The 18,930-nt window shown below is 46.9% G+C and carries 11 protein-coding genes and 3 rRNA genes; 12 read left to right on the forward strand and 2 right to left on the reverse strand.

Annotated elements, in window-relative coordinates; genetic code table 11:
* From dnaA to gyrB, 6 genes are all read left to right on the forward strand, one after another.
* Positions 1–1,347 carry a chromosomal replication initiator protein DnaA gene (gene dnaA / locus KAI36_RS00005; RefSeq protein WP_023986414.1) on the forward strand — a complete coding sequence of 449 codons (1,347 nt, stop codon included), beginning with the start codon at positions 1–3 and terminating at the stop codon, positions 1,345–1,347.
* A 186-nt stretch (positions 1,348–1,533) separates the two neighbouring features.
* On the forward strand, positions 1,534–2,676 hold the full coding sequence (gene dnaN, locus KAI36_RS00010) for a DNA polymerase III subunit beta (protein ID WP_023986415.1): 1,143 nt from the start codon (positions 1,534–1,536) through the stop codon (positions 2,674–2,676).
* A gap of 47 nt (positions 2,677–2,723) precedes the next feature.
* A complete protein-coding gene (gene yaaA / locus KAI36_RS00015) occupies positions 2,724–2,942 on the forward strand; it encodes a S4 domain-containing protein YaaA (RefSeq protein WP_023986416.1) in 219 nt (72 codons plus the stop codon).
* 54 nt (positions 2,943–2,996) lie between these two features.
* Positions 2,997–4,112 carry a DNA replication/repair protein RecF gene (recF, locus tag KAI36_RS00020; protein ID WP_220026517.1) on the forward strand — a complete coding sequence of 372 codons (1,116 nt, stop codon included), beginning with the start codon at positions 2,997–2,999 and terminating at the stop codon, positions 4,110–4,112.
* 16 nt (positions 4,113–4,128) lie between these two features.
* Complete coding sequence (remB, locus tag KAI36_RS00025) at positions 4,129–4,380, forward strand: extracellular matrix regulator RemB (protein WP_007433255.1); 252 nt, start codon at positions 4,129–4,131, stop codon at positions 4,378–4,380.
* Between the two features lie 30 nt (positions 4,381–4,410).
* Positions 4,411–6,321: a DNA topoisomerase (ATP-hydrolyzing) subunit B gene (gene gyrB, locus KAI36_RS00030; protein ID WP_013308100.1), complete on the forward strand. Its 1,911-nt coding sequence runs from the start codon at positions 4,411–4,413 to the stop codon at positions 6,319–6,321.
* 141 nt (positions 6,322–6,462) lie between these two features.
* On the opposite strand, the gene KAI36_RS00035 is transcribed toward gyrB, so the two are convergent.
* Positions 6,463–7,290, reverse strand: coding sequence for a YheC/YheD family protein (locus KAI36_RS00035; RefSeq protein ID WP_025720769.1), 828 nt, complete (start codon positions 7,288–7,290; stop codon positions 6,463–6,465).
* A gap of 466 nt (positions 7,291–7,756) precedes the next feature.
* On the opposite strand from KAI36_RS00035, the gene gyrA reads away from it, so the two are divergent.
* The 6 genes from gyrA to KAI36_RS00065 all read left to right on the forward strand — a co-directional run bounded on the left by gyrA (position 7,757) and on the right by KAI36_RS00065 (position 17,705).
* On the forward strand, positions 7,757–10,321 hold the full coding sequence (gene gyrA, locus KAI36_RS00040) for a DNA gyrase subunit A (RefSeq protein WP_220026518.1): 2,565 nt from the start codon (positions 7,757–7,759) through the stop codon (positions 10,319–10,321).
* A gap of 215 nt (positions 10,322–10,536) precedes the next feature.
* Positions 10,537–11,625 (forward strand): HD-GYP domain-containing protein, encoded by a 1,089-nt coding sequence (locus KAI36_RS00045; RefSeq protein WP_028540988.1) that lies wholly within the window; start codon positions 10,537–10,539, stop codon positions 11,623–11,625.
* Positions 11,626–11,945: 320 nt separating this feature from the next.
* Positions 11,946–13,501 (forward strand): 16S ribosomal RNA (locus KAI36_RS00050).
* Positions 13,502–13,855: 354 nt separating this feature from the next.
* A 23S ribosomal RNA gene (locus KAI36_RS00055) occupies positions 13,856–16,782 on the forward strand.
* Between the two features lie 153 nt (positions 16,783–16,935).
* Positions 16,936–17,052 (forward strand): 5S ribosomal RNA (gene rrf / locus KAI36_RS00060).
* Together the 16S, 23S and 5S rRNA genes form the textbook arrangement of a ribosomal RNA operon.
* A 233-nt stretch (positions 17,053–17,285) precedes the next feature.
* A complete protein-coding gene (locus KAI36_RS00065) occupies positions 17,286–17,705 on the forward strand; it encodes a hypothetical protein (protein ID WP_013308104.1) in 420 nt (139 codons plus the stop codon).
* Between the two features lie 379 nt (positions 17,706–18,084).
* Here the strand turns inward: KAI36_RS00065 and KAI36_RS00070 are convergent, their stop codons facing one another.
* On the reverse strand, positions 18,085–18,612 hold the full coding sequence (locus KAI36_RS00070; protein WP_025720154.1) for a hypothetical protein: 528 nt from the start codon (positions 18,610–18,612) through the stop codon (positions 18,085–18,087).
* Positions 18,613–18,930: the final 318 nt, after the last annotated feature.

Raw genomic sequence — 18,930 nt, forward strand, 5'->3', positions numbered from 1 at the left:
GTGGACAGCCATACCTCTGAACTATGGCAGCAAATTCTATCCATTATACAAACCAAGCTGAGTAAGCCGAGTTACGACACTTGGTTTAAGGCTACCAAGGCAGCGAAACTAAATGACCACTCCATTGTGATTTCTGCACCGACAACTTTTGCCGTGGAATGGCTTGAAAGCCGCTATACCAAGCTAGTCGGAGCAACGGTTTATGAAATTTTGGGCAAACAACTAGAGGTCAAGTTCGTTATTGAAGAGAACAAGCCCGCTGAGGTCGACCTTCAGCAACAACCTCAGCAGCAGCCGGTCGTTCATGAAGAAGCTGTGTCCCATATGCTGAATCCCAAATATACATTCGATACATTCGTCATCGGATCGGGGAACCGTTTTGCCCATGCGGCATCGCTGGCCGTCGCCGAGGCGCCGGCAAAAGCTTACAATCCGCTGTTTTTATACGGTGGTGTGGGGCTGGGTAAAACGCATCTGATGCACGCTATCGGACACTATATTTTGGAGCACAATCCGACCAGCAAGGTCGTTTATTTATCGTCGGAGAAGTTTACGAATGAATTCATTAATGCCATCCGGGACAACCGCGGGGAAAGTTTCCGGAATAAATATCGCAACATTGATATTTTGCTCATTGATGATATTCAATTCATTGCGGGCAAGGAATCGACGCAGGAGGAATTTTTCCACACGTTCAATGCGCTTCATGAGGAACGCAAGCAGATTATAATCTCAAGCGATCGGCCGCCTAAAGAAATTCCAACGCTGGAAGAACGGCTGCGCTCTCGCTTCGAGTGGGGACTTATTACGGATATTCAACCGCCGGATCTGGAGACTAGAATTGCTATTCTTCGGAAAAAGGCGCGGGCGGAAAACCTGGATATTCCTAATGAGGCCATGATGTATATCGCTAATCAAATTGATACAAACATCCGTGAGCTGGAAGGGGCGCTTATTCGCGTTGTCGCTTATTCCTCCTTAACCAATCAGGATGTCACAAGTCATCTCGCAGCTGAGGCGTTGAAAGATATTATCCCGTCCAGTCGTCCAAAAATGATCACGATTCAGGATATACAGCATCAAGTCGGGGAATTTTACAATCTACGGCTGGAGGATTTTAAAGCGCGTAAGCGGACGAAGGCTGTAGCTTTTCCACGACAGATTGCCATGTACTTGTCTCGTGAGCTAACCGACTATTCTTTGCCAAAAATCGGCGAAGCTTTCGGTGGGCGTGATCATACGACTGTCATTCATGCGCACGAAAAAATCTCCAAATCCATTCAAGTGGATCAGGATCTGTTTAAAGTTATCAACAGCCTAATAGAAAAAATCAAAAATCCAACCTGAATAAGTTCAGAGCCTATACACAATTTATACACATGTGGATAGGCTTGATTTTATTAGGGTTACAGTGACTTATCCACATATTCAGTGCGCCTATTACTATTACTAATATATTTTAAAGATATACATCACCTAAATAAGGCCCGCGTCAACGCGTGCTTGAAGGATTAAAACCCGTAGGAGGAACTTATGAAGATCAGCATTCTGAAAAACGTTTTGAACGAGGCTATACAACATGTATCCAAAGCGATATCAAGTCGGACTACGATTCCAATTCTGAGTGGTATTAAGCTGGATGTGAATCACCAGGGAGTAACGCTGACCGCCAGCGATACAGACATCTCCATTCAATCCTTTATTCCGATGGAGGATGGTGACCAAACTGTTGTTCAGGTCGAACAACCCGGCAGTGTGGTACTGCCTGCCAAATTCTTTGTCGAAATTATCAAAAAGTTGCCGTCGCAGGAGATCCATATGGAGGTAAAAGACCAATTCCAAACCTTTATCTCGTCCGGTGCAACTGAAATTCAGATTGTTGGCTTGGACCCTGAAGAATTCCCGGTGCTTCCCAACATTGAAGAAAATCAAGTCATCTCTGTGCCAGGAGATTTACTTAAAAACATGATTAAACAGACGGTATTCTCCATCTCCACCCACGAAACGACACCGATTTTAACTGGCGTGTTGTGGAATCTGGCTGAGGGTGAATTGAAGTTTGTGGCAACGGACCGCCACCGCCTTGCCACCCGTAGCGCTCATTTGGAGACGTCTGAAGGCTTGCGTTTTAGCAATGTTGTCATTGCGGGCAAAACGCTGAATGAGCTGAGCAGAATTATTCCAGATCAAAATATGCTTGTGGATATCGTAGTAGCGGACAATCAGGTATTATTCAAAGTAGATCGGGTGCTATTTTATTCCCGCATCTTGGACGGCACCTATCCTGATACTTCTAGAATTATTCCGACCTCCTACAAAACAGAACTGATTGTGGATACAAAAAGTTTAAGTGAGTCAATTGACCGTGCTTATTTGCTGTCCCGTGAGGAAAAAACGAATATTGTAAAAATGCAGTCGCTGGAAAATGGTGGTTTGGAGATTTCCTCTAGTTCCTCTGAGCTTGGCAAAGTGCGTGAGGAAGTAACTGTGTCCAAATTTGAGGGAGAGCCGCTCAAAATTTCGTTCAACTCTAAATACATGCTCGACGTGCTGAAGGTGATTGACAGCGAGCAGCTGACAATTGCTTTTACCGGCATTATGAGCCCCATTATTTTAAAACCGGCTGATTCCAGCAATGCGCTGTATATCATCCTGCCATATCGCACAACCAACTGACGTTTAGTGTTAACCCACCCGAGGACAAGCGAAAGGATGAACAAGCCTTGAAACAGATATCTATACAAACCGAATACATTAAGCTCGATCAATTTTTAAAATTAGCCGATTGTGTATCCACAGGAGGCATGGCTAAGGCCCTGCTGCAAGAGGGACAAGTCCGTGTTAATGGTGAACCGGAAGAACGTCGTGGAAGAAAACTGTACCCGGGTGATACCGTAGAAGTAGAGGACAACGGAAGTTTCGAAGTTACAGCAGGAGCATGATCGCCTGGGTGGCAAGGACTCCTTTTAGGTACGGAGTAACAAGGGGGACCCTATGTGTTTGTGAACAACATTGTTTTGCAGCAGTACCGGAACTATGAACGGCTGGAGCTGAATGAATTTGGGCCCGTTAATTTGCTGATCGGACAAAATGCGCAGGGCAAAACGAATCTGGTAGAGGCGATTTTTGTACTGGCTTTAACCAAAAGTCATCGAACGTCCCGCGACAAGGAGTTAATCTCTTTCGGGGCTACTTCCACTCACCTAGCTGCGGATGTGGATAAAAAATACGGGAAAATCAGACTGGATCTCGCGTTATCCACACAAGGCAAAAAAGCAAAGATCAACGGACTGGAGCAGCGAAAACTGAGCGATTTTATCGGTTCGTTAAATGTGGTCATGTTTGCACCTGAGGATCTGGAAATTGTGAAAGGAACACCGGGGGTTCGCCGCCGGTTTCTTGACATGGAAATCGGACAGGTTGCGCCAGGATATCTGTATCATCTGCAGCAATATCAGAAAGTATTGGTTCAGCGAAACAACCTGCTCAAGCAAGCTTGGGGTAAGGATATGGCGTCAGTGCAGCTGATGCTGGAGGTATGGAATGAGCAACTTGTTGAGCATGGTGTTAAAATTGTTAAAAAGCGGAAACAATTTATAACAAAGCTACAAAAGTGGGCTCAGGCCATTCATGAAGGGATCGCAGGTGGGACAGAAGAGTTAAAATTAACCTATGTTCCCTCCTTCAGTGAGCCAGAGGAAGAAGATGAAGCTGTCTTATTGGAGCGATTTATGATAAAGTTATCCCAAATGAGGGAACAGGAAATCCGCCGTGGTATGACTTTGGCGGGACCCCATCGTGACGATTTGGCCTTTGCCATTAACGGCAGAGAAGTGCATACGTATGGCTCTCAGGGGCAGCAGCGGACGACGGCCCTGTCCTTGAAGTTGGCCGAAATAGAGTTAATTCATGAGGAAATTGGTGAATATCCTGTCTTGCTGCTGGATGATGTTTTGTCCGAGCTGGACCCCTATCGTCAGACCCAGCTGATCGAGACTTTCCAAAGCAAGGTACAGACCTTTATCACGGCAACCGGGGTTGAGACTTTGAACGCAGAACGACTCAAGGATGCCAATATTTATCACGTCCACGACGGGCATGTGGAACACTAAGGAGTGAGTGACCGCTATGTATATTCATCTGGGTGGAGAAAAAATCATCCGCTCGTCAGAGCTTGTGGCTATTTTCGATATCTCGATTGAAAAATCCTCTAAAATCTCCAAGCAATATGTGAACCACGCCCAACAGCAAAAGCATGTCGAGATGATTGGCGAAGAGGAAGCCAAGTCCATCGTAGTGACTCAGAATACGGTGTATTATTCCCCCATCTCCTCAACAACACTCAAAAAGCGGGCAAACCAGTTTGTTGCCAATGCTTAACCATAGAATCTATAGAAGTAGGTGAAAGGCATGTCTATGAATCAACCGTCTTATGATGCGGGCGAGATTCAGGTCCTCGAGGGCCTGGAAGCGGTTCGGAAACGTCCCGGGATGTATATTGGCTCCACGAGCGCCAAAGGTCTCCATCATCTGGTCTGGGAAGTTGTGGACAACAGCATTGACGAAGCGCTGGCGGGTTATTGTGACAGCATTCAAGTTGTGGTTCACGAAGATAACAGCGTTACCGTTACAGATAACGGACGCGGTATTCCGGTAAGCGAACACGCCAAAATGAAAAAATCTGCGCTGGAAGTCGTTATGACTGTACTTCACGCCGGCGGTAAATTCGGAGGCGGAGGGTACAAGGTATCCGGTGGTCTGCACGGGGTTGGGGTATCGGTAGTGAACGCTCTCTCCAGCAAAATGATTGTTCATGTTAAACGGGACGGACATCTGTATGAGCAGGAATATCACCGTGGTGCTCCGCAGTATGATGTCAGAGTCATCGGTGATACAGACGAGACGGGTACCCAAACGACCTTCTATCCGGATGATCAAATCTTTACAGAAACGACCGTATATGATTATGATACGCTCCAAACGCGGATTCGTGAGTTGGCTTTCCTGAACAAAGGCATTGCAATCAGCTTGACTGATGAACGGACGGGAGCCAGCGATACATTCCATTACGAGGGCGGAATCAGTGAATATGTGCAATTCTTGAATCAAAAAAGAGAAGCGTTACATGAACAGCCGATTTATGTCGAAGGCTCGCGTGATATGATTCAAGTCGAAGTTGCTTTGCAATATAACGACAGTTATACCGAGAATATTTATTCTTTTGCTAACAACATCAATACCCATGAGGGCGGAACTCACGAATCAGGCTTCAAGAGTGCACTAACCCGGATTATTAACGATTATGCACGTAAAAATGGCTTGATTAAGGACAACAATGCCAACTTGACCGGTGATGATGTGCGTGAAGGATTGACGGCGATTATCTCCGTCAAAATTCCAGAACCACAGTTTGAGGGTCAGACCAAGACAAAGCTGGGAAACAGTGAGGTGCGAGGGATTGTCGAATCCCTATTCGCAGAGAAACTCCAGGAATTCCTAGAGGAAAATCCGTCTGTTTCCCGCCGTGTGGTTGACAAATCATTACAAGCAGCACGTGCCCGGGAAGCAGCGCGTAAAGCGCGTGAGCTTACACGTCGTAAAAGTGCGCTGGAAATCAGTTCGCTCCCAGGCAAGCTGGCGGATTGCTCCTCTAAGGATGCTTCGATTAGTGAACTGTACATTGTCGAAGGTGACTCAGCAGGGGGATCGGCTAAGCAGGGTCGTGATCGTCACTTTCAAGCTATTTTGCCGATTCGCGGTAAAATCCTGAATGTCGAAAAGGCACGCTTGGACCGTATTTTGTCCAGTGATGAAATCCGGTCGATGGTAACAGCAATGGGTACAGGGATCGGAGACGACTTTGACATCGCCAAAGCCCGTTATCACAAGGTCATTATCATGACAGATGCGGATGTCGATGGTGCCCATATTCGTACGTTGTTGCTGACGTTCTTCTATCGGTACATGCGTAAAATCATTGATGCAGGCTATATTTATATTGCTCAGCCACCACTATTCAAAGTAGAGCGTAACAAAGTTGTACGTTATGCAAACTCTGAGGCGGAACGTGATGAGATCATCAGGGAATTTGGAGAAAACGCGAAGTACAATGTACAGCGCTATAAAGGTTTGGGTGAGATGAATGCGACCCAACTTTGGGAAACTACGATGGACCCTGAGAGTCGTACCATGCTTCAGGTAACTGTCAGTGACGCGATGCTGGCTGATACACTGTTCAATACCTTGATGGGTGATAATGTAGAACCTCGTCGTGACTTTATCCAAGAACATGCGAAGTACGTGAAAAATCTCGATTTTTAATGTGTGATGTTCTTTCCTAGTGGCTGTATTACGTGCTCATTAGGTAGTATTTTGTAGGAGTTCACAAGGGGCGCCCAAATGGGCGTCCCTTTTCTTGTCATTAACCAGCCCGGGTGTATTTGAATATTTAATCTCATTGTTTTAGGCTTTTTTCTTAGAGCGTACGGCTTTACCCGTGGATGGAGAGTACCGTCCGTAGCCTACTGCATATCTGAATATTTTATGATAGAGGCTTTTGTTTGGAAGGGAAGAGAACACCTTGATTGCTGGTCTCGTGTTAACCTCCAGAATCCACGGATAATTTTGCTGATCCAGTCCCACATCTAATCCTATTTCCCTTAAACGTGGGTATCTTTTTTGCAATTGCCAGGCTACCCGTTCGCCCATTTTTGATAATTTTTGCTCCAGTCGTACAGATTCCTTTACATCCATGTATGGAGCGACCAGCTCATTGAAAAAGCGTGTTGTCCCACCGCTGTGATGATTGGTGACGACTTTGTCAGGAGCAGCTACGCGTCCTACAATAAGCGTTGTTTCCCATTGGTGTCTCAAGTTCATCTGGGTTAATACCCTCAAATCGAAGGGGCGTGCTTCATGCTGAAGAAGTGGAATTCCACGCTGGATCAGATATGGACGTTTTCGTATGCGGGAAGAAACCACTCTATGCAGATCTTCTAGACTTTCGAAGGTGAAGGTATCTACTTCATAGCGAAGCACATACCAAGTTCTCTCTTCTATGATTCCTTCTTCTGTCGGCGGAAGCGGCTCTGTCAGCCTCTCTGCCCGCATAACTCCTTTTCCATAAGTACCGTTATCAGGCTTAATATAGACAGTACCATACACGGCCAACATTTCGTTCAAGTGATCAAATGTGTACAACCGTGTTTCCGGTACATAAGCGGCCAATGTCGGATTGGGGAGAATGGCATTTGTTTTGGTCCACTTACTGGATACTCGCTGAATAGACAAGTAATCTCATCCCTTTCTTTTCGAAATATGAGTCATGTACTTGGAATCCGCAACACTTTGACAAAACAAGGGAAACTAAAGGACAAGTGCGTAAAACAATGATATAATAGAGAAATACGGCGTTTTTCGGAATTTTGCTAAGTGAACCCTGACCGTATACGTATTGTATGTGGAAAATGCCCTTAGGGTGGGGGCTAATCCCCAGCTCTGGGGAATTTGTTATAATCAGGGCTTGTGAGTTGTACAAGAGAATAGCGATCTGCTACAGGCAGAGAGAGAATGACGAGGGATTTACGCTGTAAAGAGGACAGATGCGTTTAATTGTGCTCTTTTTGTGAAAGTAATATAATTATACAGATGAGGATTTCAGCCAAAATCCTGCGCAGAGAGCGGAGTGTATAGGCAGTATCTTGTTAGGCTTTTCACATAGAGAGCATTGTATTGAAGGATAAGAAGGAGGACCAGCATGGCGGATCAAAATAACTCGCAAATCATCAATAGGGATATCGGAGTGGAAATGCGCGAATCCTTTATGGATTATGCCATGAGTATTATTGTTAGCCGTGCCTTGCCTGATGTGCGGGACGGACTGAAGCCGGTACACCGTCGTATTTTGTACGCGATGTCCGAGCTAGGCATGTCGCCAGATAAGCCTTACAAAAAATCGGCAAGAATCGTCGGCGAAGTTATCGGTAAATATCATCCTCATGGTGATACGGCTGTATATGATACGATGGTGCGGATGGCGCAGGATTTTTCTTTGCGTTATATGTTGGTGGATGGACACGGTAACTTTGGCTCCGTGGATGGAGATATGGCGGCTGCGATGCGTTACACCGAAGCACGGTTGTCCAAGATTGCCATGGAAATGCTACGTGATTTGAACAAAGAGACCGTTGATTTTATGCCGAACTACGATGGTGAAGAGAGCGAGCCCGTCGTATTACCTGCACGTTATCCTAACTTGCTGGTGAATGGTGTCGGCGGAATTGCAGTCGGAATGGCTACCAATATTCCTCCGCATAACTTGGGAGAGGTTATCGATGGTGTACAAGCATTGATCGAAAACCCCGACATTACGCCGATGGAACTTATGGATTATATTCAAGGGCCCGATTTCCCGACAGCAGGTTATATTTTAGGACGCTCTGGTATCCGTCAGGCGTACCAGACTGGCCGCGGATCTGTGACCATGCGTGCGAAGACCACCATAGAAGAGATTGGCAATAAAGCACGGATTATCGTGCATGAGCTGCCTTACCAAGTGAATAAGGCTCGTCTGGTCGAGAAAATTGCCGAATTAGTACGTGACAAACGTATTGAAGGCATTACGGATCTTCGGGATGAATCGGACCGTACGGGTATGCGTGTCGTTATCGAGTTGCGTAGGGACGTGAACCCGAACGTCGTTCTGAATAATTTGTTTAAACATACGGCTATGCAGTCGAATTTCGGTATTAATATGCTTGCCATTGTAAACAACGAACCGAAGATTTTGAACCTGAAGGATGTCTTGTATCATTATCTCAAACATCAGGTCGAGGTTATTCGTCGCCGGACAGAATTTGATCTGAAAAAAGCCGAAGCTAGAGCACACATTCTGGAAGGCTTGCGCATTGCCCTTGACCATCTGGACGAAGTTATTGCCTTGATTCGTTCTTCCCAAACTGCAGAAGCAGCTCGTGAAGGACTGATTGAGCGTTTCTCGCTCACTCTTGAGCAGTCTCAGGCTATTCTCGATATGCGTCTGCAACGCTTAACCGGTTTGGAACGTGAGAAGATCGAGAACGAATATAACGAGCTAATACAAAAGATTGCGGAATACCGTGAGATTTTGGCGAACGAGCATCTGGTACTCAACATCATTAGCGAAGAGCTGAATGAACTTAAGGAACGTTTCGCTGATGACCGTCGCACTGAAATTACAGTGGGTGAAGAGAGTATTCTGGATGAGGATCTCATTCCGCGTGAAGATGTTATTATTACTGTAACCCATACGGGATATATCAAACGCCTTCCTGTTACTACCTATCGCAGTCAAAAACGCGGTGGTCGTGGTGTAGTGGGTATGGATACTAAAGATGAGGATTTCGTGGAGCATCTGTTCATTACGAATTCACATCATCATTTGTTATTCTTTACCGACAAGGGCAAGGTATATCGGATTAAGGCCTATGAGATTCCTGACCTTAGCCGGACAGCCCGGGGGACACCGATTATTAACCTGATTCAGATTGAACAGGGTGAGTCGATCAATGCGGTAATTCCAATCGAGGAATTTGTGGAGGATAGCTATCTATTCTTTGCGACCCAGCATGGAATCATAAAGAAGACACCACTTGATGACTATGCAAATATCCGCAAAGGTGGCTTGATTGCCATTAACTTGCGTGAAGATGACGCCCTGATCGAAGTGAAGCTGACGGACGGACAGCAGGAAATGATTATTGGTACAGCACAAGGCATGTCTATCCGTTTCCCTGAAAGTGATGTACGGTCTATGGGCCGTAGCGCTACAGGGGTTAAAGGGATCAACCTTGATGAGAGTGATGCTGTAATTGGTATGGACATCGTAGATACCAGCCTGGATATCCTGATTGTAACGGCCAAAGGTTATGGCAAGCGTACCCCTGTTGTGGATTATCGTATCCAAAGCCGTGGAGGTAAGGGGATCAAGACGATTAATGTTACGGATAAAAATGGTCCGGTTGTCGGTCTCAAGGTTGTAAAAACCGAAGAGGATCTGATGATCATTACAGCTAGTGGCACCTTGATTCGGACTAGCATGGGGGAAATCTCCACGATGGGTCGGAATACACAAGGGGTAAGGCTGATTAATATTCGCGATGATGATTCGGTTGCAACTGTTTGTCGAGCGAACAAGAATGAGGAGCAGGATGAACTGCTTGAAGAATTATTAGAGGATGGGGAAGCTGGAGAGGGCTCATCTCTATCATCTGTTGAACCAACTCTCGAAACGAATACAGAAGGTGCGGAAGGTAACGACCCAGAATCTCCTGAGGGCGAATAAGAGCCTGAATATGGAAACAACAGTAGTTATTAAATTTCAGATGGAACAGACTCTCTGACTATTTGGTCGGGGAGTCTTTTTCTTTTTCTGGCTAACGAATTCAGACAAGCATGCTTTAAATGGCATAAAATGAATGTACAGGATCATTCCCAAGTAATATAATGACATCATAACTGGCAGCTGGAGCAGCTGTTGTGAGAACAGAGAGGTTGACCATGACAACTGTACCCGTATCCGAATTAAAAGCAGGACTTAGATTGCAAAGCGATGTATTTACAGAAATGGGCAGCTTGCTGCTACCGAAAGGGCGCATTCTGCTACCGCGTGACTTGGAGATTTTACAGGCGTTCCTGATCCAGCAAGTTGAGGTAGGGACGGATGATCTTACAAAATCCAGTAGCGAGTCTACGACTGTTCGATCTGGAACATCTGAATCGCAAGGACCTTCGTTAGATGGACGAGATGAATCTGAACAATTTCAGGATGAGTATGACAAAATGGTGATGCTCGTTAAGAATGCATTTCAATCGGTGCTCGTCTCTAATTTATCTATATATGAACTGCGGGGACAATTGGAGTCCTTACTGGTGCACATTCAGCGCTATAATGTAATGACCTATACTCCGCCCGCCATGATCGAAGTGGACTATATTTTTCACAACGCCGTGCTAACCTCCCTTACTTCCTACTCCATTGCACAATGGATCGGATTACCTCAAAAGGATTGGATGCAAGTGGCTTTTGCTGGATTGCTTCATGACATAGGGAACGCTAAAATGGACCCGGTCATTCTGTACAAGCCCTCCAAACTAACGTGGGAAGAGCAAGAAGAAATACGTCGCCATACATCACTAGGATACCAGTTGCTTAAAAATGTGAAAGCTATTAACGAAGGTGTGCGTTTGGCAGCTCTTCAGCATCATGAGAAAGTGGACGGTACTGGATATCCACTGCGTCTTAAAGGGGAACAAATCCACATCTACGCTAAAATCGTTGGAGTGGCTGATGTATTCCATGCTATGACTCTAGAGAAAACATACCGACCTGCCCAATCACCGTATCTGGTTCTAGAGCAAATCAAGTCAGAATCATTTGGAAAGTTGGACCCAAGTGTCGTACAAGTTTTTATTCATAAGTTAACCCAATTCAATAATGGAACCAAGGTGCGCCTCAATGATAACCGTACAGGGGAAATTATTTTCGCTGATCGAGATCATCCGACTCGGCCGTTGATTCAAGTAGATGGGGAAATCATTAACTTAATGCTGCAAAGAGAGCTTTATATCGAGTGTATTGTTACTTAACTAAGTATTTCAAAAAAAGAGTTGCATAATGCAAGAAAAGTATGATATATTATTTCTTGTCGCTTCAAGTGTTATCAAGAAGAGCGAAAAACACTTTTGAAAAAAAAGTGTTGACATAACTCTAAAAAATATGATACACTATAAAAGTTGCTGAGGGGTTGAAAGAAACGCCGAGGCGGACATTGGATGTTTGATCTTTGAAAACTGAACAACGAGTGAGTAAAACGATTTTGCTTGCAAAATCAAACAAGAGATATTTTTATCTCGTCAGTTTCAAAATGAGCTTATCGCTCTTTCTATAAACCAACTTCGGTTGGTCTTTAATGGAGAGTTTGATCCTGGCTCAGGACGAACGCTGGCGGCGTGCCTAATACATGCAAGTCGAGCGGGGTTATGTAGAAGCTTGCTTCTACATAACCTAGCGGCGGACGGGTGAGTAACACGTAGGCAACCTGCCCACAAGACAGGGATAACTACCGGAAACGGTAGCTAATACCCGATACATCCTTTTCCTGCATGGGAGAAGGAGGAAAGACGGAGCAATCTGTCACTTGTGGATGGGCCTGCGGCGCATTAGCTAGTTGGTGGGGTAAAGGCCTACCAAGGCGACGATGCGTAGCCGACCTGAGAGGGTGATCGGCCACACTGGGACTGAGACACGGCCCAGACTCCTACGGGAGGCAGCAGTAGGGAATCTTCCGCAATGGGCGAAAGCCTGACGGAGCAACGCCGCGTGAGTGATGAAGGTTTTCGGATCGTAAAGCTCTGTTGCCAGGGAAGAACGTCTTGTAGAGTAACTGCTACAAGAGTGACGGTACCTGAGAAGAAAGCCCCGGCTAACTACGTGCCAGCAGCCGCGGTAATACGTAGGGGGCAAGCGTTGTCCGGAATTATTGGGCGTAAAGCGCGCGCAGGCGGCTCTTTAAGTCTGGTGTTTAATCCCGAGGCTCAACTTCGGGTCGCACTGGAAACTGGGGAGCTTGAGTGCAGAAGAGGAGAGTGGAATTCCACGTGTAGCGGTGAAATGCGTAGATATGTGGAGGAACACCAGTGGCGAAGGCGACTCTCTGGGCTGTAACTGACGCTGAGGCGCGAAAGCGTGGGGAGCAAACAGGATTAGATACCCTGGTAGTCCACGCCGTAAACGATGAATGCTAGGTGTTAGGGGTTTCGATACCCTTGGTGCCGAAGTTAACACATTAAGCATTCCGCCTGGGGAGTACGGTCGCAAGACTGAAACTCAAAGGAATTGACGGGGACCCGCACAAGCAGTGGAGTATGTGGTTTAATTCGAAGCAACGCGAAGAACCTTACCAGGTCTTGACATCCCTCTGATCGGTCTAGAGATAGGCCTTTCCTTCGGGACAGAGGAGACAGGTGGTGCATGGTTGTCGTCAGCTCGTGTCGTGAGATGTTGGGTTAAGTCCCGCAACGAGCGCAACCCTTATGCTTAGTTGCCAGCAGGTCAAGCTGGGCACTCTAAGCAGACTGCCGGTGACAAACCGGAGGAAGGTGGGGATGACGTCAAATCATCATGCCCCTTATGACCTGGGCTACACACGTACTACAATGGCCGGTACAACGGGAAGCGAAATCGCGAGGTGGAGCCAATCCTAGAAAAGCCGGTCTCAGTTCGGATTGTAGGCTGCAACTCGCCTACATGAAGTCGGAATTGCTAGTAATCGCGGATCAGCATGCCGCGGTGAATACGTTCCCGGGTCTTGTACACACCGCCCGTCACACCACGAGAGTTTACAACACCCGAAGTCGGTGGGGTAACCCGCAAGGGAGCCAGCCGCCGAAGGTGGGGTAGATGATTGGGGTGAAGTCGTAACAAGGTAGCCGTATCGGAAGGTGCGGCTGGATCACCTCCTTTCTATGGAGAATCGTTTCCTGCAACGGAAACATTCAAATATGAAGCGTAAGCTTCAAAACTCAGGTTTAGGCCTGTTACTCACTCGTTGCTCAGTTTTGAGAGCTCAAACTCTCAACATACTGCATGAATATCATCTACTCGGTTGAGTTGGACCGATATTCACACAGGCTACAGTTTCGATGAAACTGTATTGCACCTTGAAAACTGGATACCGAAACGAAATTGCGTTTTAGAATATTCCTTTAAGCTGATCTTGTGTAAACAAGTGAAATAAAGGTAGCTGCCTTGAATTTCATTCACACATTTGTGTTGAACCGAAATTCAAAGCAAATCGTATTTACCATGTAAATACTAGGTTAAGCTACAAAGAGCACACGGAGGATGCCTAGGCGCCAGGAGCCGACGAAGGACGTGGCGAACAACGATAAGGCCTCGGGGAGCTGTAAGCAAGCTTTGATCCGGGGATGTCCGAATGGGGAAACCCGGCTGTCTTCATCGACAGTCACTTTCTGCTGAATACATAGGCAGAATAGAGGCAGACCAGGGGAACTGAAACATCTAAGTACCCTGAGGAAGAGAAAACAATAGTGATTCCGTCAGTAGCGGCGAGCGAACGCGGATTAGCCCAAACCAAGGAGCTTGCTCCTTGGGGTTGTGGGACGTCTCACATGGAGTTACAAAGGAACCGGTTAGATGAAGAGGTCTGGAAAGGCCCGCCAGAGAAGGTAAAAGCCCTGTAGTTCAAAACTTGTTCTCTCCGAGACGGATCCCGAGTAGTGCGGGGCACGTGAAACCCCGTATGAATCCGGCAGGACCATCTGCCAAGGCTAAATACTCCCTGGCGACCGATAGTGAAGCAGTACCGTGAGGGAAAGGTGAAAAGCACCCCGGAAGGGGAGTGAAATAGATCCTGAAACCGTGTGCTTACAAGAAGTCAGAGCCCGATCTATGGGTGATGGCGTGCCTTTTGTAGAATGAACCGGCGAGTTACGTTCCCGTGCAAGGTTAAGGTGAAGAGCTGAAGCCGCAGCGAAAGCGAGTCTGAATAGGGCGAATGAGTACGTGGACGTAGACCCGAAACCGGGTGATCTACCCCTGTCCAGGGTGAAGGTGCGGTAACACGCACTGGAGGCCCGAACCCACGCATGTTGAAAAATGCGGGGATGAGGTGGGGGTAGCGGAGAAATTCCAATCGAACCCGGAGATAGCTGGTTCTCCCCGAAATAGCTTTAGGGCTAGCCTCGGAAAAAAGAATCGTGGAGGTAGAGCACTGATTGGGTGCGGGGCCCGCAAGGGTTACCAAGCTCAGTCAAACTCCGAATGCCATAGATTTAGTTCCGGGAGTCAGACAGTGAGTGCTAAGATCCATTGTCGAAAGGGAAACAGCCCAGACCATCAGCTAAGGTCCCCAAGTGTGTGTTAAGTGGGAAAGGATGTGGAGTTGCACAGACAACCAGGATGTTGGCTTAGAAGCAGCCACCATTGAAAGAGTGCGTAATAGCTCACTGGTCGAGTGACTCTGCGCCGAAAATGTAACGGGGCTAAACACACCACCGAAGCTATGGCTTGATGCTTGCATCAGGGGTAGGGGAGCGTTGAATGCGGGTTGAAGGTGTACCGTAAGGAGCGCTGGACTGCATTCAAGTGAGAATGCCGGTATGAGTAACGAAAAGATCTGTGAGAATCAGATCCGCCGAAAGCCTAAGGGTTCCTGAGGAAGGTTCGTCCGCTCAGGGTAAGTCGGGACCTAAGGCGAGGCCGATAGGCGTAGTCGAAGGACAACAGGTCGAAATTCCTGTACCACCGTAATCCGTTATGAGCGATGGGGTGACGCAGTAGGGTAGTGACGCGGACTGATGGATGTCCGTCTAAGCAGTGAGGCTGGTGTGTAGGCAAATCCGCACATCGTAAGGCTGGGCTGTGATGGGGAGCGAAAATTGTAGTAGCGAAGGTCATGATCTCAGACTGCCAAGAAAAGCCTCTAGCCAGGAGAAGGTGCCCGTACCGCAAACCGACACAGGTAGGCGAGAAGAGAATTCTAAGGCGCGCGGAAGAACTCTCGTTAAGGAACTCGGCAAAATGACCCCGTAACTTCGGGAGAAGGGGTGCCTCGGTAGGGTGAATAGCCCGAGGGGGCCGCAGTGAAAAGGCCCAAGCGACTGTTTAGCAAAAACACAGGTCTGTGCGAAGCCGCAAGGCGAAGTATACGGGCTGACGCCTGCCCGGTGCTGGAAGGTTAAGGGGAGTGGTAAGCCCTTCGGGGCGAAGCTATGAACCGAAGCCCCAGTAAACGGCGGCCGTAACTATAACGGTCCTAAGGTAGCGAAATTCCTTGTCAGGTAAATTCTGACCCGCACGAATGGCGTAACGACTTGGGCGCTGTCTCAACGAGAGATCCGGTGAAATTTTAATACCTGTGAAGATGCAGGTTACCCGCGACAAGACGGAAAGACCCCATGGAGCTTTACTGCAGCTTGATATTGAATTTGGGTACGATCTGTACAGGATAGGTGGGAGCCGTAGAATCTTGAGCGCCAGCTTGAGAGGAGGCATCCTTGGGATACCACCCTGATCGTATCTAGGTTCTAACTTGGTACCGTGAACCGGTGCGAGGACAGTGTCAGGTGGGCAGTTTGACTGGGGCGGTCGCCTCCTAAAGAGTAACGGAGGCGCCCCAAGGTTCCCTCAGAATGGTTGGAAATCATTCGAAGAGTGCAAAGGCAGAAGGGAGCTTGACTGCGAGACCTACAAGTCGAGCAGGGACGAAAGTCGGGCTTAGTGATCCGGTGGTACCGCATGGAAGGGCCATCGCTCAACGGATAAAAGCTACCCTGGGGATAACAGGCTTATCTCCCCCAAGAGTCCACATCGACGGGGAGGTTTGGCACCTCGATGTCGGCTCATCGCATCCTGGGGCTGAAGTAGGTCCCAAGGGTTGGGCTGTTCGCCCATTAAAGCGGTACGCGAGCTGGGTTCAGAACGTCGTGAGACAGTTCGGTCCCTATCTGTCGTGGGCGTAGGAAATTTGAGAGGAGCTGTCCTTAGTACGAGAGGACCGGGATGGACGTACCGCTGGTGTACCAGTTGTTCCGCCAGGAGCACCGCTGGGTAGCTATGTACGGAAGGGATAAGCGCTGAAAGCATCTAAGCGTGAAGCCCCCCTCAAGATGAGATTTCCCAATTAGTAAGACCCCTTGAAGACGACGAGGTAGATAGGTTGGGGGTGGAAGTGCAGTAATGCATGGAGCTGACCAATACTAATCGGTCGAGGGCTTATCCTAAAGAATAAAACGCAAATGAGTTTCGGATCCAGTTTTCAGGGTGTAACCTTGAAGGTATGTACAAGTGACATACGACAAGCGCATGGCTATTCATTCACACGATAAGTGATGAACCGAATAACCGTACGGTAGAATTTACGATGTAAATTCATGTTTGGTGGCGATAGCGGAGGGGTTCCACACGTACCCATCCCGAACACGACCGTTAAGCCCTCCAGCGCCGATGGTACTTGGACCGCAGGGTCCTGGGAGAGTAGGACGTCGCCAAGCAACAAGTAAAGAGGACCATGATCTCATTGAGATTATGGTTCTTTTTTGCATATATGTATACTTTAGAAATATCCTTACAAAAGGAAGGTAACATTTTTGTTACGGAATGTAAGAGTAAACCCTGTATAATATAGGTATTGAATCCCATACACACACGCTGCATTATTGCAGAATTATGCAAACTCCATCATAGGATTTTGTATAGTCAATCAGGCTGGTAAGGAGGGAAGATCATGCGGCGAAATAAATGGCTTGCTCTATTGGTGCTATTCAGTGTCGCTGTCGCGATTCTTACCGGGTGCGTGGAGGAGGAGCCTTCTTGGACATCGTTTGAGGGTGCTGCCAACGAGAAGACGTTTCCGGTTCCCAAAGAAGCTAGTAAAACCGATCGGGCCAGCAGTAATTCGGACATGGACTATGTTCGCTATGCACTGCCAGCATTGAAGGAAAGTGATAGTCTACCTGCTCCTTATCTGGAGGAGATTGCAGCTTGGGGCTGGACTGAGGAACCGAATTTATCCACCTCGAATCAGAAGGTGTTTCAGAAAAATAAACACATGGTGCATTTGTCTGTGCATGATGGTTCTTTTACTGTATTGGTTCCAAAAGACAGAAAGGCTGTTGTGAAGAGCAAAAGCGTGGATCTTAATTAGGGACACGGTTTTCAACCGAGTAAGCAGCATAGGATTTATTGTAGATCATATTTTTAGTAAACTCATAGCGTATTGTATGCTGTGTATAATGATGAATGAAGAGATCGGATATGGGGAAGCACTCAGAACTGCCGTTGAGTAGGGAGTGACTTCCTTTTATATATTTGCATGTTGATCAAATGCTCTATATGAATAACGAGGATAAAGATGAGGAAAAGTTTACTTGATAAGATAAGAGAATAAAACGATTATAGTTGTTAAGTCACAAAAAAAGGAGTAACCGGTTGAGGTTGCTCCTTTTTTATTGCTTCGGTCTATATGGTTGTAGGTTAGTTCAGACCTGAATTTTCTATCTGTACGGATAATGAGTGGTTAGAATTTACTGTTGATAATATGAGGCATCTTCATCGGTAAACTTCAACATGCCGTCTTTTCTCTCGCCTGTAAGCCGACTGAGGATGTATAGACGCGGTGCAATAAGCCATAGATGCCAGAAGAGTAAGGATACAGTAAAGGCTGGTGGAGACCAGAGAATGAATACGGCTGACAAGCAGACACCGATCCAGAGTGTATGTATGTGCACACGACGAAAGATGCTATAGCCTATATACTGGTCTGTCATATAGCCTAGCCAAGGTAATTTACGATGGAATGCCCAGCGTTTGCGGAAGGATGTTCCGCCACCAATGTATAGGACAGATCGTGAGATTACGAAGTGTACCCATAAGGTTAGGAAAAAGGCAAGAGCAAACAAAAACACGCTAGTCCAGGAAAAGGCAAGAAGCAGAAAGAGAAGCATAATAATAGGTAATGTGATGTGACTCCATATTAGTTGACGCGGTATACTGATTTTTTTAATGAGCTTGTAGTGATAGTAGGTAGCTTTGGTTCCGGTTTCCTCTGTCATGCGAACAGTCCTTTCATTAATCTACTGCATCACAAGTGGCTTCCCGTCCACAGCCGGAAAAAGGGACGGTACTTCGCTCATGCCGCTTTAAATAAGCATTTAATCGTTTTTGTAGAAATACAGAATGATCAACATCCAGTGTTAGCTAGCCTACTCTATAATTACTGGAAAAGCTATCACTGATGAAGTGTTCAAGGGCTCCGATGAAAGGGTATCCATACATAAGAGCTTTTCTTATTATATCGGCATAGACGGCTGTTTTTTAAACATACGGGGTACAAACACCATAATGGCCCAGAAGGAATATATATAGAGTAT

The sequence above is a fragment of the Paenibacillus sp. S02 genome, assembly GCF_019454065.1.
In the GTDB taxonomy this organism is placed as follows: domain Bacteria; phylum Bacillota; class Bacilli; order Paenibacillales; family Paenibacillaceae; genus Paenibacillus; species Paenibacillus polymyxa_B.